Annotated in this window: 16 protein-coding genes; 8 read left to right on the top strand and 8 right to left on the bottom strand. The window is 39.7% G+C overall.

The window, feature by feature from the left end; translation table 11 throughout:
* Positions 1-74 precede the first annotated feature (74 nt).
* The gene (rapA, locus tag FTU79_RS02850) at positions 75-2,912 is read left to right on the top strand and encodes an RNA polymerase-associated protein RapA (protein WP_180023849.1); all 2,838 of its coding nucleotides are present in this window, start codon (positions 75-77) and stop codon (positions 2,910-2,912) included.
* Positions 2,913-3,022: 110 nt separating this feature from the next.
* Here the strand turns inward: rapA and FTU79_RS02855 are convergent, their stop codons facing one another.
* Complete coding sequence (locus FTU79_RS02855) at positions 3,023-3,460, bottom strand: hypothetical protein (RefSeq protein ID WP_180048879.1); 438 nt, start codon at positions 3,458-3,460, stop codon at positions 3,023-3,025.
* Positions 3,461-3,972: 512 nt separating this feature from the next.
* Here FTU79_RS02855 and FTU79_RS02860 point away from each other — a divergent pair.
* Positions 3,973-4,236, top strand: coding sequence for a PAAR domain-containing protein (locus FTU79_RS02860; RefSeq protein WP_078193592.1), 264 nt, complete (start codon positions 3,973-3,975; stop codon positions 4,234-4,236).
* Positions 4,237-4,342: 106 nt separating this feature from the next.
* Positions 4,343-5,140 (top strand): alpha/beta fold hydrolase, encoded by a 798-nt coding sequence (locus tag FTU79_RS02865; protein WP_180048880.1) that lies wholly within the window; start codon positions 4,343-4,345, stop codon positions 5,138-5,140.
* A 62-nt stretch (positions 5,141-5,202) separates the two neighbouring features.
* Here FTU79_RS02865 and fabR read toward each other — a convergent pair whose 3' ends face one another.
* Positions 5,203-5,877, bottom strand: a complete 675-nt coding sequence (gene fabR, locus FTU79_RS02870; protein ID WP_373684140.1) for an HTH-type transcriptional repressor FabR — start codon at positions 5,875-5,877, stop codon at positions 5,203-5,205.
* A gap of 168 nt (positions 5,878-6,045) precedes the next feature.
* On the opposite strand from fabR, the gene FTU79_RS02875 reads away from it, so the two are divergent.
* Positions 6,046-7,113, top strand: a complete 1,068-nt coding sequence (locus FTU79_RS02875) for a ferredoxin reductase (RefSeq protein WP_180048882.1) — start codon at positions 6,046-6,048, stop codon at positions 7,111-7,113.
* A gap of 12 nt (positions 7,114-7,125) precedes the next feature.
* Entirely contained in the window at positions 7,126-8,220 is a 1,095-nt protein-coding gene (locus tag FTU79_RS02880; RefSeq protein WP_180040084.1) for an acyl-CoA desaturase, read from the top strand.
* Between the two features lie 85 nt (positions 8,221-8,305).
* Here the strand turns inward: FTU79_RS02880 and FTU79_RS02885 are convergent, their stop codons facing one another.
* The 3 genes from FTU79_RS02885 to FTU79_RS02895 form a co-directional block, all read right to left on the bottom strand.
* Positions 8,306-8,509, bottom strand: a complete 204-nt coding sequence (locus FTU79_RS02885; protein ID WP_078188800.1) for a hypothetical protein — start codon at positions 8,507-8,509, stop codon at positions 8,306-8,308.
* Positions 8,510-8,685: 176 nt separating this feature from the next.
* A complete protein-coding gene (locus FTU79_RS02890) occupies positions 8,686-9,315 on the bottom strand; it encodes an HAD-IB family hydrolase (protein WP_180048883.1) in 630 nt (209 codons plus the stop codon).
* A complete protein-coding gene (locus tag FTU79_RS02895; protein ID WP_180048884.1) occupies positions 9,282-10,487 on the bottom strand; it encodes a DUF1615 family protein in 1,206 nt (401 codons plus the stop codon). The genes FTU79_RS02890 and FTU79_RS02895 overlap by 34 nt, the downstream gene beginning before the upstream one ends.
* Before the next feature lie 277 nt (positions 10,488-10,764).
* Between FTU79_RS02895 and FTU79_RS02900 the strand changes: the two genes are divergently transcribed.
* Both FTU79_RS02900 and FTU79_RS02905 read left to right on the top strand, forming a co-directional pair.
* A complete protein-coding gene (locus FTU79_RS02900) occupies positions 10,765-10,947 on the top strand; it encodes a hypothetical protein (protein ID WP_168377709.1) in 183 nt (60 codons plus the stop codon).
* Positions 10,948-11,108: 161 nt separating this feature from the next.
* A complete protein-coding gene (locus FTU79_RS02905) occupies positions 11,109-11,276 on the top strand; it encodes an acyl-CoA thioesterase (RefSeq protein WP_373683444.1) in 168 nt (55 codons plus the stop codon).
* A gap of 91 nt (positions 11,277-11,367) precedes the next feature.
* Here FTU79_RS02905 and FTU79_RS02910 read toward each other — a convergent pair whose 3' ends face one another.
* Positions 11,368-11,538 carry a hypothetical protein gene (locus FTU79_RS02910; RefSeq protein WP_171262568.1) on the bottom strand — a complete coding sequence of 57 codons (171 nt, stop codon included), beginning with the start codon at positions 11,536-11,538 and terminating at the stop codon, positions 11,368-11,370.
* Positions 11,539-11,853: 315 nt separating this feature from the next.
* The gene (locus tag FTU79_RS02915) at positions 11,854-12,153 is read right to left on the bottom strand and encodes a hypothetical protein (protein WP_257224240.1); all 300 of its coding nucleotides are present in this window, start codon (positions 12,151-12,153) and stop codon (positions 11,854-11,856) included.
* Positions 12,154-12,689: 536 nt separating this feature from the next.
* On the opposite strand from FTU79_RS02915, the gene dusB reads away from it, so the two are divergent.
* On the top strand, positions 12,690-13,709 hold the full coding sequence (dusB, locus tag FTU79_RS02920) for a tRNA dihydrouridine synthase DusB (protein WP_257224246.1): 1,020 nt from the start codon (positions 12,690-12,692) through the stop codon (positions 13,707-13,709).
* Positions 13,710-13,928: 219 nt separating this feature from the next.
* On the opposite strand, the gene FTU79_RS02925 is transcribed toward dusB, so the two are convergent.
* Positions 13,929-14,972, bottom strand: coding sequence for a nitronate monooxygenase family protein (locus tag FTU79_RS02925; protein WP_180048887.1), 1,044 nt, complete (start codon positions 14,970-14,972; stop codon positions 13,929-13,931).
* Between the last annotated feature and the right edge of the window lie 19 nt (positions 14,973-14,991).

Consider the following 14,991-nt stretch of genomic DNA (forward strand, 5'->3'; position numbering starts at 1 on the left):
TTATGGTCTAGATTTTTGCTCAAATAACGTTCACAGTTTGAGCATAATATTTTCAGACCGAACTTGAGAAAAAGGTGGAAAAATTGCAGCAGTTTGCTATTGGTCAACGTTGGTTATCAGATACAGAAACGGAACTGGGTTTAGGTGTTCTTATTGATGTTGATGAGCGATCGGTCAGCATTTTATTCCCAAAAAGTGATGAAACTCGTGTCTATGCCCGTCACAATGCGCCTTTATCTCGTATTGTTTTCAATGTAAATGACGAAGTCCAAGACCAAGAAGGTCAAATTTGGATTGTCGAATCGCTTGAAGACCGTGGTGGCGTGGTTCGTTATAACGCGGTACGTAAACTTGCCGATGGCACAGAAGAGCGTAAAGCACTGAATGAAACACGTATTGGTGCAAGTATTCAGTTAGCAAAACCATTAGATCGTTTACTTGCAAGCCAAGTGGACTATAAAGAATGGTATGACCTGCGTATCGAAGCACTGCTTCTTCAAGCCAATATGAAGTCTAGCCCTTTACGTGGCTTAGTGGGTTCACGTGTGGGTCTCATTCCACACCAACTGTATATTGCGCATGAAGTGGGTAAACGTTTTGCTCCACGTGTATTACTTGCTGACGAAGTGGGTTTGGGTAAAACGATTGAAGCTGGTCTGATTATTCATCAGCAGCTTAAAACTGGTCGTTCAGAACGTATCTTGGTCTTAGTACCTGATTCATTGCAATATCAATGGATGATTGAAATGCGTCGTCGTTTCAATCTTGAGTTCTCATTATTTGATCTGACACGTACAGCATCGATTAAAGAGCACGATCCAGACCTCAACCCATTTTTAACTGAACAATGCATCATTGCCAGTGTCGATTTGATGATCGACCATGATGACTTGCGTGAACAAGCCCTTGAAGCTGGTTTTGATTTGCTTGTAGTCGATGAAGCCCATCATTTAATGTGGTCAGAAGAAGAAGGCGGCAATGACCGTTATGACCTTGTTGAAGAACTTGCTGAAAAAACGCCGGGTGTCTTGTTACTAACCGCAACGCCTGAACAATTAGGTGTGGAAAGTCACTTTGCACGTTTACGTTTACTTGATCCACAACGTTTTAGTTCACTTGATCGTTTCTTGGATGAAGAGGAGCAGTATCACCAAACAGCTAAAATTGCTGAAGTGCTGATGTCTGATCTGCCACTCGAAGAAGGGCATTTGGCAGCGATTGAAAGCCTATTAGGTCATCGAATTACTGACGAGCCAGAACAACGATTCCGTGCTATTCATGAGTTATTAGACCGTCATGGTACTGGTCGTATTTTATTCCGTAATACCCGTGAAGCGATTCAAGGCTTCCCAGGTCGTGACTGTCAGCCTGCGCCATTACCTGCACCTGAAAACTGGTCTAAAGATGGCAAGCTACGTGAACAAATGTGGCCTGAAGAAGCGCAGCTTGATGGCTCATGGATGGAAACTGACCCACGTGTGATGTGGTTGATGGAACGTCTGCGTACAGACCTGAAACACAAAAAAGTGTTATTGATTGCACGCAGTGGTCCAGTGGTTGAGTCTTTAGAAAATGTACTTCGTTTGCATGCGGGTATTCGCACAGCGATGTTCCATGAAGGCATGAGCCTATTAGAGCGTGACCAAGCAGCAGCTTATTTTGCGGAAGAGTCATACGGTGCGCAAATTTTACTATGTTCAGAAATTGGTTCTGAAGGTCGTAACTTCCAGTTTGCATCGGACTTAGTTTTGTTTGACTTGCCTGCAAACCCAGACGTACTTGAACAACGTATTGGTCGTTTAGACCGTATTGGTCAAGAAAATCGTATTCAAATTCATGTGCCTTATCTGGTTGGCACTGCGCAAGAGCGTATGTTCCGTTGGTATAACGAAGCATTAAATATTTTCTGTAATATCTCGCCGACTGCGCAAACCTTACAAGAAAACTTCATCGTCAATCTGAAAGATTGTTTGTTGGCAGATAAAGGCCAAGAGTTTGAAGATCTGCTCGAAGCCGTAAGTGTGCAACGTGAAGCGCTTGAAGCTGAACTTCAAGAAGGTCGTGACCGTTTACTTGAATACAACTCTTGCCGTCCAATCGTGGCACAAGAAATTGTGACTGCACTTGAAGATTATGATGACAACACGACTTTGCCAATGTTTATGAAACGCTTTATGGCGTCTACAAACATTGATTTTGATGAGCAAAGTAATGGTACCGTGATCATCAAGCCAACGGATCAAATGCAAGTTCAAGGTCTGACTTTGGACGAAGAAGGTATGACGGCGACGTTCTATCGTGACCAAGCACAGATCCGTGAAGATGCTCAATATTTAACACTTGAGCATCCATTCACTGAAAGTGTGATGGAAATGATTAATACGCAAGGCTTTGGTAGTACCAACGTTGCTGTATTGAAATCGGCCGCTTTACCGCAAGGTTCTGTGTTAATGGAAGTGTGGTTTAAAGTCGATGTCGTTGCACCGAAAGCATTGAATTTGCCGTCAAGTTTGCCACAACAGTTGGTTCGTGTATTACTGAGCGAAAAAGGTCAGGATTTATCGCAAAAAATTGCACCTGAAATTTTACGTCCTTATTTACATCATCTTGATGGCAACAGTTGCCGCCAAGTGGTTAAGGCGCGTCGTGATGTCATTGAACAGCGTTATACGCAAGCGCTTGAAATTGCTCGTGGTGCATTACCGGGCTTTAAACAACAAGCCAAAGAAATCTATGGTAGCAAATGGCAGTATGAAATTGACCGTTTGACTTATTTGAAGCAGTTCAACCCAAGTATTCGTGAAGACGAAATTGCACGTTTACAAAAACTGCAAAAAGAAGGTTTAACACTGCTTGATGGTCTAGCGGTTACACCAGAAGCGATTCAAATTATGGTAGTGGTTAAGCCATAAGTTAAGAATCTTAAAAAAGCACCTTCGGGTGCTTTTTTTTATGGCTAAAATTATAACTGTAAAATTAATCACGACAGATTTAAGCTAAATCTTAGTTTTGTATTATTTTTTTAATCTAAATTGTCGACATCGGCATAAAAAAAGTAACTATTTTTCAGTAATTCTACAGCTTGATCAAAATCTTCTAGTTCATCCAACATATAAAATATGGCTTCGAGCTTGGTAAAGTCCGGATGATTTTTTGCTAACTGAATTTGGATCGTACATCGGTCTGCTTGGCTGCGTGTTGCATAATGAGCAGTAAGTAAATCAAAGTTGATGTCAATGCATAGCGGCTGTTTTAAGGCAATGGCACCACAATAAGCATGTATTTCAGGTAATAAACGTAAGACTAAATCAGCCTCTTTGCTTTCCGCCACGATGAGCTCTGGGTCTGCGGTCTTACACAAAGCGAGTACTTCAGTTAACAGGGTTGTTTCATCCAGTGTATGGTCTAACACGATGACTTTTTGCGGTTGAGTTAAATCAAAGTCATTTATTAAAATCATAAAACCTCCTGAAAATAGAATGGTTATGCTTTATTTATCGGCGCTATAAAATGAAATGGTGCTATTTATCGAATCTAAAATTTTCTAAAAATGGTTTTGAATAATGTGTTCAATCTATGAACGATCTAAAGTTAATCATGGTGTAGAAACACACCTTGTTCTGATTCGAAGCTCAGTTAAATACTGAAATTGTAAAATAGGGCGCTATGCTTCATGCTCATTGCTAGACCCAATATACATGCTTTGATTAGTAAAAGAATCGGCATCGCGACATAAACTGTCGTTGTTGGTGTCGATTGAATTATGAAAGTGAAATTATTAAATGTATTCGGACATATAGCGATAGCATCATACTTAAATGATTGATCACGAACTGTCTTAATGTCGTGTTTTGATGATTTAGTTAAGTAAAGTTTTGGTTTGGTTAAATTTATACGTCGATGCTGGCGAGTTGAGGGCAGTTCCGTTAAAATGCTTCAAATTTCAGCGGTTCGTTAGAAGAAAATAAAAATATGAAATCCTTAATTACTTTAGGTAGTAAAACGTCACACGGTGGTGTGGTTTCAGAATGTGAACCTTCATTTGTGATTAATGGTATTGCGGTGCATTTAAACGGCATGAAACATTATTGCCCGAAATGTAATTCGACTGTGGCTGCGATCGCGGCAGATCAAAGTACAACGGTAAAGGGGCGAGGTGTTGTGGTTGCTGGAGATAAAACAACTTGTGGCGCAACATTTTTACCGAATCAATCAATGGTCGGTTCACAAAAATAATCTGCAAACTGACTTTGAGGTCATCTAGATAAACTCATTGAGTCCTGTTTAAATCGTATTGATCTCTTTATGATGTGGCATCATCAGTTGATTGGATGAGTTTTAGATGAAAAGCGCGATCCATTTTACCCATGCCAATGGTATTCCTGCTGCAAGTTATCGAAAGTTTTTATCCTACTTTGCACCGCAATTTGATGTGAAGGTGATTCCGCTTATTGGTATGGATGAGCGCTATCCGATCACCAAAGATTGGCGATATTTGGTCGATCAAGTCATAGCAGATATCGAGCACCAATTTCCAAAACAAAAAGTGATTGGGCTTGGGCATTCTTTTGGCTCTTTAGTCACCCTTATGGCGGCTTATAAACGTCCAGATTTGTTTTCACAACTGATTATTATGGATCCACCTTTCGTAATCGGTCCTAAGTCTGCCATTTTTGAAGGTATGCAAAAATTAAAGCTCAAAGCTGTCGATAAACTTACCCCGGCGGCAATTACATTGAAGCGTAATGACCATTGGCCAAATTTGGATGAAGCCTATACGGCACTACGGAATAATCGTTTATTTAAAAGTTTTGATCCGCAATGTTTTGAGGATTATTTTGCACAAGGTGTTCGCGCTGATGAAAAACGCGGTGGCGTGACCCTCAGCATTCCAAAAGCCGTGGAAGCGCAAATCTTCCGTACAGTGCCTGCATGGTGGTGGCGTACTCCACGAAAAGCCCCTCAAATGCCTGTACACCTGATCACGGCAGATAACAGCCATTTTTATAAACAAGGTTTGCCTGACGGAATGAAGAAAACCTATGGTATAGATTATAGTGTAGTTGAAGGTGGGCACATGTTTCCACTTGAGCAGCCGAAACAGACAGCGCTACACGTCATGCAGTACTTACAGCATTAGAAAAATAAATTTTGCTCATAAAAAAGGAGACCTGAACGTCTCCTTTTTTTGACCGCTAATTTTTAGCGAATCTGTGCTTCATCTAAATGGCGAGCGCCTTCCAGGATCATACGAATCATAATCATGGTTTGTTCGGCAACTTCTTTGCGTTGTTCTGTCGGTAGATCAATGACTTTTGCACCCATGTTAAACACCAATTGGGTAATACCACGTGCCACGATGTCAGGATGAGCCAACTTACTCTGATTTAAACGTTCTAGGACGATTAAATCTTCTCTTAATTCTTGTTGGAAATAGTTAAGTTGACGCTCAACTGCATTTTTATAGGAATGCGAACCAGTATAGCCTTCACGAAGTAAAAGGCTTAAGTTGCCTTCATCGGCATCTAGCTGCTGAATAAATACTTCAACTGAACTACGAATAATACTGCTTTGGCGTGATGCCTGAAGGCGTGCTTCATGCAAAATTTGACGTAACACACCGCCAGCTCGATCAATCAATTCAATGGCTAATTCATCAATATCTTTGAAATGACGATAAAAACTATTTGGAGCAATGCCAGCTTCACGTGCAACTTCACGCAAACTCAGTGATGAAATACTTTTTTGTGGACCAATTAAATTAAGCGCTGCCTGAAACAGTTCTTCCTTGGTAATCGTTGCTTTACGACCTACAGTGCGAACTGTAAGTGGAGTTTCAGCTTCAGAATGTAATTCTTCCTGGTACATGTTAACCATATTCGTCTGTGCAGACTGAGTCATATTTTTTAATAGATTAAAAACATTAACATATTATAGCGTCTGCTAATAGCTTTTGTGAAAATGTCGATTAAATGCACAAGCGTATATACAAATATATATACATATGTATAATAATTAAAAACCTCCCATGAGTTGTATTTGATTATGCATGTACTCGAAAAAGCGAAAAAGCCTTTAAACGCACTCAAAGACAGTGTTGTAGACGTCAATGCGGTAAATTTCTGGTTGCAGAAATTTAATCCGTTATGGTCTGGTAATCAGGCTCTCGGCAAAATTGTACAAAAAGAAAATGCAGCAAATGAGATGGTCAGCCTAACTATACAGGTGAACCGTTTGTTTAAAATGGGTGAAGCTGGTCAGCATCATCCTGTTTTTGCTCGTGTAAATGGGATCCGTTACGAACGTACTTATAGTTTGACTCAGTTAGATGATCAACACGTATTGCTTAGCGTAAAAAAAGTGAATACGGGTATTGTGAGTACTTGGCTGGTAGAACAAGCACAAGTTGGTGACATCTTAGAATTTGGTCAGCCTTTTGGTGATATGACTTTGGTGTCAAATTCTACACCCTTGCTACTATTGGCTGCGGGTAGTGGTATTACGCCAATGTTGAGTTTGTTGAAAGGGATGAGCAAAACTAAGCAAATTGCGGAGCAACCAATTCAGTTAATGTATTGGGTTAAGTATCACGATGATGCTGCATTCAAATTACGCTTCGAAGCTTTGGCAAATCAATATCCAAACTTTAAATTTCAAATTTTCTTTACCCAAGAAGATGTTGCTGATCCACGATTAAATGCCTCTCACGCTGCTCAATTTGACAACATTGAGCACAGTACTGTGTTTGCATGTGGTCCATCGGGTTTCGTCACTCAGGCCGAAGCGTTATTTGATCATGCACAGTGCTTTATGAGTGAAGCATTTAGCATGAGTCCAATCGCAACGGATGATATTGGCTTTGTGAATGTCACGCTTACGCAATCCAATAAAACCGTCAGTATTCCAAAAGGCCAATCAATTCTAGCAAGTCTTGAGCAGCAAAATATCAAACCTAATCACGGTTGCCGTATGGGCATTTGTAATAAATGTGCCTGCAACAAAGTTGAAGGTTCGACTAAAAATATGGTCAATGGTAGCCAAAATACAGAGCCGGGTAATTTACTCAAAATTTGTGTGAACTCAGCACAGTCAGATCTTGTTATTGATTTATAAGGTAGAAAAAATATGAACATGCCTGTAAAAATTGAATATTTTAAAAATCCAAAAAACCGTGAGTTAACCCAATCGCAATTAGACGAACTTGCGCGTGAGCTTGATGCCATTAAGCAAGAAGTTTTAGATGACTTAGGTGAAAAAGACGCGAAATACATTCGCCGAGTGTATTCGACAGTTCGTTATTCATCTATGGCGGGTCGTGCTTTATTGTTTGCAGGCTGGTTTCCGCCAGCGTGGATTTTGGGTACAGGTCTTTTAGGTTTTGCCAAAATCATGGAAAACATGGAATTGGGTCATAATGTCATGCACGGTCAATATGACTGGATGAATGACCCTAAATTCAATGGTCAGACCTATGAATGGGATATCGTGGGGACAGCAGATAACTGGCGCCAAACACATAATTTTAAACATCATACCTATACCAATATTAAAGGCATGGATGATGACATTGGTTATGGTCTCGTTCGTTTGTTCCCAGAACAGCGTTGGAAGCCGGGCTATTTATTACAACCGATTTATAGTATTCCATTTTGCTTATTGTTCCAATGGGGTGTTGCCATTCAAAACCTTGAATTGGGTAAATACTTCAAAGGTCGTAAAACAAAACAGCAAACCAAAGAAGAATGGAAACCAATGCAAGCCAAAATCGGCAAGCAATTATTTAAAGACTATGTGTTCTTCCCGCTTATTGCAGGGCCTGCAGCATTACCTGTGCTCACAGGGAACCTCGTTGCGAATGGTCTTCGTAATATTTGGACGTTTAGTATTATTTTCTGTGGTCACTTCACCAAAGATGTTGAAGTTTTCCCGAAAAAAGTACTTGAAAATGAAAGCCGTGGACATTGGTACATGCGTCAAATCCGTGGTTCTTCAAACCTTACTGGTTCAGAAGCATTTCACATTTTGACAGGGCATTTAAGCCATCAGATCGAACACCATTTATACCCAGATGTTCCTGCGCGTCGTTATCGTAAAATGGCGCCAAAAGTACAGGCGGTATGTGAAAAATATGGTTTGAACTATAATAACGCAAGCTTGGTGAAACAGTACGGCAGTGTTATCAAACGTATTGTGAAATATGCGTTTCCATTTAAAAAGTAATAAAAGCTACGCTTGAGTTACTGGATCAAAAAAGCCATGCATTTACATGGCTTTTTTCATATTAACTTTGGGGGAAATATCTATTTTACTTTTTGATATGTAATTTGAGGATCTTAATCAAATTCATATAATTTCCTTTTTTAGCCATACGAATGACCAATTCAATTTCTTCTTTCGTCCACATCTGGCGAGTGGCTGAGAAGGCAAATTGAGCAAGGAGAACAAATGGATTTTCGCCAAATTTAATATGGAGGCCTTTGACATATTTCGGTGGATTGAATTGATTCATATTCTTTTCCCGCTTTTAATATTTGACCGCATTATTTCTAATTAATGAGAAAAATAGCACACTATAAAGTCAAAATAAAAGCAGAATTTTCAAAATTTAATCATATATTAGAGCGACTTAAATTTAAGTTTGTGATTGTTAACTTTGATTAATAAACCAAACTAAATCACTCAACTTTAGTCGAGTTCAGGTAGGCACTTATCCTGCCCATTCATGAAATGGTGGGTGGCCAATTCAAACATAGCGAGGTCTTCATCACTATTTCCATAGGCATAAACATGCTCATAGTCTTGAAGGTTAAATTGTTCCAAAACTCGAATTTTCTTTTGCTCACCACTACAGTCTAAGGTTTGATACAAACCAGTCAGTATTTGGTCATTGGCTGCTGTTTCGGTACAAATCAGTTTGACCCCGAGCTTTTCCGCCACAGGTTTAAGATATAAATCGACGGATGCAGAAACCAATACGACTTCATGACCGCGTTTTTGGTGTTGCTGTAATTGTTCATACAGTGAAGGATTGAGTTCTGCCATCAAATGTTCAGCATATTGCGCTGCTTGATTTAAAACCTGCTCATGGTTGGCTTGGCTAAACATTGCGGCATATAGGCGAGGACGCATTGCATGTGCAGGATATAGCTTGAGATAATAGCCTTGAATCCAAGGGAGAATTTTAATCCCTTGGCGCACGATATGCCTTTTAGGCAGGGAATAGAAGATGAACCCTGTAAAACTGTCTTTATTACACAGGGTTCCGTCAAAATCGAATAAGGCTAGAGTTTTAGGTTTTTGATGCGGCGCATGCATATTTGATAACGTCCATCGACTCGTGTGGCAAACCAATTTGTATTGTAATCACGGCTTAATTTCGGCCCAGAAATTACGACTTCAGGCATCATGGCATAAAACGGTTCTTTACCAGTCTTTTCTTGGTACAACTTTTTGACCGCTTTATACGTCAAAGTATCTTCGAAGTCCTGATCTTTTTCTTTTTTAAGATCTGAACGAATTTGACGTGGAGTTGCAATTACATTGTTTTCTGCAAAAACGGCAATCAGCGCAGTTTCAGACTGGCTTTTTGCTGAACGTGGAGAACCATCTTTATTATAAAGTAAGAGGTCACCATCTAAGCCGAGCTCAGCAGGGGTTAAGTCATTCAACATGCTTTGGAATGCCGCATTACGACTCGAATAACGACCCGAGTTATAATCTGCAAAACGATAAATCGGTTTGTCATATTCAGCTGGATACATCATTAAACGGTGGATGCCGTAATACAAACCGCCATATTGGCTATACATGTCAGTACGTAGAGCAGCAATATTTCCACCTTGGCGTTTGTGGTCTTTGGCATAGCCTATATGAACTTGCATGGAACCCAAAGTGGTAATGGGGTTGAGCTTTTCACCAATATCTTGTCCAACCAGTTTCGCTGCGCCCGTCAAAGCACTCACGTGATAATGTTTAGACATATAGTCAAAAATTTCACGATATAACTCGTCTAGTTCACGTTCAGTTTGTACACGGCGCATTTGGCTCAGATAGTTATCTTCTGGACTCGGTTGATTTTTTAACACATCTTGGAAATAGCCAGCGACTGTACCACCGATGCCATCACCCAATTTATCTTTAAACTTTTCTTCAAGACGATCTTGAACTTCTTTGACGGCTTTTTCACCGAGTCCCGGCACATGCGGGTCGGCAACAAAATTGGACTCTTGATCGACTACAGCAACAATCGTACAAACATTTTCTTTCGTGGTTGGAATACCGAGCTGATCACTAATGTCGTAGATATCATTGGCCCATGACAGACGTTCATTCACGCGAGGTGGAATGGCTTTTTTGATCTGTTCCGCTTCCATAGTGGGTTCATCTTTGCTCCACCATGAACCATTACCACAGGCAGCCAAGCCAATGGATAAAGCCAGTACAGAAAGGGATTTAAAGCATAATGTGGTCGAAAAAGTTTTGTTCATATTTTCCAATAAACTCAGCCATATGGGGGCGACAAAGCAGGTGCAGTATACTATGCAAAATACATAAGTAATGAATAAATATGTATATGTCTCATAGGGGACTGTCAATCTATTTATGGAGATCTACGCGTGTAAAAACAAGCAGTTCTGTCAGGATGATTGGAAAAAGAATGCTTTTTGAGCTAAATAGATGAATATTCCAATATCATTTTCAACAGATTATAAAAAATGCAGGTATATACTAGCTGAAATCCATAAATTTTTTAAGGGGATTATTATGCCAGCTAAATTTTTCAGTCGTTTCTTGGGTTTGATTGCGTTAGTTATGGTATTGGGGGCAATCATTATTAACTTTGTTGTGGCTAAACCGATGGTGGAATATTGGATCTTACTCTTACTACCTTGTTTTGCCGTTCCAATTTTAACCTCAGTGATGATCACGAAGGATGAAAATCTTTAACATCATCGTTCAGTAAATCTATATTTCAATCCAATAGATGATGAATACTCAGTCTGTGCAAAAAGCTCACATCGGGTGGGCTTTTTGTTGATGTGTCTAAAGTATTTTATACTGTGCAAATGAGAAATTTAAAACGCCAGCACAAATTAAAGGTATCAAACGTGATTTGGTCAACTGAACAAGATGCCGTGTTGATCGAACATGCAGATTTAGCTATGTCTGAATTAATCCAGCACTTGGGATTTAGTGAAGAAGACATTTTACAAAGAAAAAAAGTATTGGGTTTAAACCGGCGGGCACGTCAAATTCAACGTTTATATTTTAAATAATTGAAATCAAATTCATTGAAAGCTGCGACAGATCTAAAATGTCTGTGAATTTAAAAACCCACAATCTGTGGGCTTTTAAATTTTTGCTCAATTATTTTGCAACAGCTTCAGAAGCAGGAGCCGCTTCAGTTGCATCTTGAGCAACTTCAGTTGTTTGAGCTTCAGATGCAGCAGCTTCAACTTTTTGTTCTTCAGCAGCAAATGTAGTTGCAGCAGCAGCAGAGATAAGTGTAGCGAAAAGTACTTTGTTTAAAGTTTTCATGATTCAATCTTAAGTCTATTTTTTTGGAAAAAACAACTTAATGTATTAATCATGATAAAAGTGTAATTAAAATGAGTTGTTATGTGTCTAGATTGTGAACATTTGCGAAAAACTTATCAAAATAAATCAATAGTTTGAAATCCATTACAAAATAATATGTGTCATTCAAATGTCGTTTAATATTTGAAAGGCTTTAAAAAGAAAAACCCGAATAAATCGGGAAGTGTATTTTACATTGTTATTACAGCGAAACTTACACACTTTTCGCTTAATAACAATTTATCGCACAATTGTGACGCCATGATGAAAGGGAGATTATTGAGCAGGGCATTCAATTTTGAGTTTTTCTTTGTAATAGTCCTGTGCAATCTTTAAATCATTCAACATTTTATCTTGAGTATAGTCTTGGGCTGCGAGTTTGAGCATGGCAGGCATGTAGTTAGTTTTATATTCATGAGGGTAGTCATGACATAAGACTTGGGTTTTTTCCTTGATCGATGTACTTGGAGCATCTAAAACATCAAGGTATTGACTGATTTGCGCATCTGACTGCTCAAATTGTTGAGTCGCTTGTTCCGTTGTTAAATCAGCGTTTTGGCTTTCAGCTGCAGCCATCTCGTCATTGGGTTGTTGGCAGGCAGTCAAAAAAGTAGCGAAAAATATAAAAGAGAGAATTTTCAATTTTTTCATAAATTTCAACTCACAGATGTGAATTTATCGGGTTTAAGTTTTCAATGATTTTAGCAGTATCCCTCTATAGTAACACCTGTACAGGCAGATCTGCTGAAAGTCTGATGTTGAATCGATAGTGTGTTAACTACATGGCTGATGCATAAGTTTCAACGACTCTTAAGCAAAAGCGTAGAAATTTTTGTATGGAATTACTAAACTATCGCATTGCAAATTTGCCGTCCAATTCCGAGGCTTCAAATTCCTCAATTCAATCGTTGAGCAATGTTGATATTCATTGTCATCATTCAATTGTATAATCATTGCCATGAAACGTTTTTACGCTCAACAGATTTTGCGAACATACATTTGAATTTAGCATTGTTAAAAGTGGCTTCGAAGATTTCGAATGTGGTTCGGGCATCATTTGCTAAATATAGCTAGAGGTTAAAACATTGAGTCAACATCCTGTCATTCAAGAATTGTTCGATCGTCCCATCGAGAGAAAACTGTGGGTGGCACCTATGGCAGGGGTTACAGATCGCCCATTTCGTACACTTTGCAAATATTTTGGCGCAGGTCATGCTGTCAGTGAAATGATGACGGCAGATAAAACGCTACGCATGAGTAAAAAGAGTCTTTATCGTGCCAATTTTGATGGTGAAATAGCGCCTATTTCTGCTCAAATTGCAGGGTCAGATCCAGCTGAACTGGCTGAAGCCGCTCGCTATCAAGTGGCAAATGGTGCGCAAATTGTCGACATTAATATGGGATGTCCGGCGAAGAAAGTTTGTAATAAGTTGGCAGGTTCTGCACTGCTCAAAGATGAAGACTTGGTGGCTCGCATTTTAGATGCTGTGGTTGATGCAGTTGATGTACCCGTGACTTTAAAAACCCGCTTGGGCTATCTCAATGGTCATGAAAACATTATGCGCGTTGCGAAACGTGCTGAAGAAGCTGGCATTGCCGCATTGGCACTTCATGGTCGTACACGTGAAGATATGTATTTGAATACGGCGCGTTATAGCTTAATTAAAGATGTGAAATCGTTGATCAATATTCCTGTGATTGCCAATGGTGATATTGATACACCTGAAAAAGCCAAATATGTACTGGATTATACTGGTGCCGATGCAGTCATGATTGGCCGTGCAGCTCAAGGTCGCCCATGGATATTCCGTGAAATTGGACATTACCTAACGACAGGTGAGCATATGGCGGCACCAAGTATTATGGAAGTTCGTGACGTATTGCTCGGACATTTGTCTGAGTTATATGGTTTTTATGGTGAATATTCAGGTTGTCGAATTTCACGTAAACATATTGCTTGGTACACCAAAGGTTTACGCTCTAGTAATGAGTTCCGACAAAATATGTATAAAGTTGAATCTACAGCAGATCAATATAAAGTCGTCGAGAACTATTTTAACCACTTACTCGATCATGGTCAGATCATGAGTGATGTTCAAGTTGATCATGTCAATTTGCTTGAAACCAAGTAACTTAAAGCCATACGAAATAGATCTGTGCAATTTGATGCAAAGTAGGTCGATTAAAATTAGCTGTATTTATTTGAAATAGATTTAACTAACTTGATTCAAATGATCTGAAGCAATTATTAAATTGTGCATCGATGACAGCCTAAATTACACATAAAAAGCCCTCAATATTGAGGGCTTTTTATTAGGCATTTCTGCTTGAATGTCACGTTGAGCGAGGTCTTAGTTAAAGCGCATTTCTAAAACCAATTGATTGATCAAGTCGGGTGCTTCCAATTCACGTATTTGAGAGACATTGGTTCCCGCCCAAAATGCGCTATATTCATGTACGCCATGCTTGCTGGCTGCTGCATGTAATTGTTTGCCTAAATCATAGCTATATGGGTAAGCCGGAACGGTCGGGCGAGTCGGTGTGTCAATATCGGTGTGCCAGTTATTGATAATGCCACGCGCAGGGCGGCCTGAAATACTTGATGTAATCTGCGTGATGGGCGCATCAAATAGTGCTTTGCGATATGCCTCATTGGCATTTGATGTTTTGCATTGCACAAAAGCAGTTCCTAGTTGAACAGCATCTGCTCCCAACTCCATGATTTGATAGGCTTGATGTCCATTCATAATGCCACCAGCCGCAACGACTGGACATTGAATATGGCGTTTCAAGAGCTGAACCAAGTCACGAGTCTTAACGCTGCTATCGAAGTTTTCATTAAAAATACCGCGGTGACCACCAGCTTCAATACCTTGAGCGATCACGATATCAATACCTGCAGCTTCGATCAATTTGGCTTCTGCTAAATTGGTTGCAGAAACTAGGGTCAAAATACCCGCTTGTTTTAAGGCTTGGATTTGATGTGGGTGCGGAATCCCAAAATGAAAACTCACCGCTTTAGGGCGCGTTTCTAGTACGAGGTTTAGAAACTGGTCATTGTCTTTAAAGCTTGGATAAATACAGTTGAGTGCTTCTGGAGCTTCTGCATTATATTGGGCAAAGCGTGACTTAAATTGCATGATCCATTTAGCAGCAACTTGTTCATCGAGTTCTACAGTGTCATGACAAAAGAAATTCACCTGAAAAGGTTGGTCAGTAAGTTCTTGAGTTTGTAATATTTGCTGACGTGCATTCTCAACACTGCTTGCACCTAAACCCAGTGAACCAAGTCCACCTTGATTTGACACCTCTGCAGCAAGCTCAGGTGTAGAAACACCTGCCATCGGGGCAAGAAATATAGGGTGTTTGATGCCAAGTTTTTCTACTAAAGTCATGTGCATACTCCAATCACTC

The sequence above is a fragment of the Acinetobacter sp. YH12144 genome (genome assembly GCF_013418345.1).
Classification (GTDB): Bacteria; Pseudomonadota; Gammaproteobacteria; order Pseudomonadales; family Moraxellaceae; genus Acinetobacter; species Acinetobacter amyesii.

Bases quoted from the DNA above. Each gene is read 5' to 3' on its own strand.
- FTU79_RS02855 (WP_180048879.1), bottom strand. From the start codon at position 3,460: ATGATTTTAATAAATGACTTTGATTTAACTCAACCGCAAAAAGTCATC.
- FTU79_RS02860 (WP_078193592.1), top strand. From the start codon at position 3,973: ATGAAATCCTTAATTACTTTAGGTAGTAAAACGTCACACGGTGGTGTG.
- FTU79_RS02865 (WP_180048880.1), top strand. From the start codon at position 4,343: ATGAAAAGCGCGATCCATTTTACCCATGCCAATGGTATTCCTGCTGCA.
- fabR (WP_373684140.1), bottom strand. From the start codon at position 5,877: ATGGTTAACATGTACCAGGAAGAATTACATTCTGAAGCTGAAACTCCA.
- FTU79_RS02875 (WP_180048882.1), top strand. From the start codon at position 6,046: ATGCATGTACTCGAAAAAGCGAAAAAGCCTTTAAACGCACTCAAAGAC.
- FTU79_RS02880 (WP_180040084.1), top strand. From the start codon at position 7,126: ATGAACATGCCTGTAAAAATTGAATATTTTAAAAATCCAAAAAACCGT.
- FTU79_RS02885 (WP_078188800.1), bottom strand. From the start codon at position 8,509: ATGAATCAATTCAATCCACCGAAATATGTCAAAGGCCTCCATATTAAA.
- FTU79_RS02890 (WP_180048883.1), bottom strand. From the start codon at position 9,315: ATGCATGCGCCGCATCAAAAACCTAAAACTCTAGCCTTATTCGATTTT.
- FTU79_RS02895 (WP_180048884.1), bottom strand. From the start codon at position 10,487: ATGAACAAAACTTTTTCGACCACATTATGCTTTAAATCCCTTTCTGTA.
- FTU79_RS02900 (WP_168377709.1), top strand. From the start codon at position 10,765: ATGCCAGCTAAATTTTTCAGTCGTTTCTTGGGTTTGATTGCGTTAGTT.
- FTU79_RS02910 (WP_171262568.1), bottom strand. From the start codon at position 11,538: ATGAAAACTTTAAACAAAGTACTTTTCGCTACACTTATCTCTGCTGCT.
- FTU79_RS02915 (WP_257224240.1), bottom strand. From the start codon at position 12,153: ATGGCTGCAGCTGAAAGCCAAAACGCTGATTTAACAACGGAACAAGCG.
- FTU79_RS02925 (WP_180048887.1), bottom strand. From the start codon at position 14,972: ATGACTTTAGTAGAAAAACTTGGCATCAAACACCCTATATTTCTTGCC.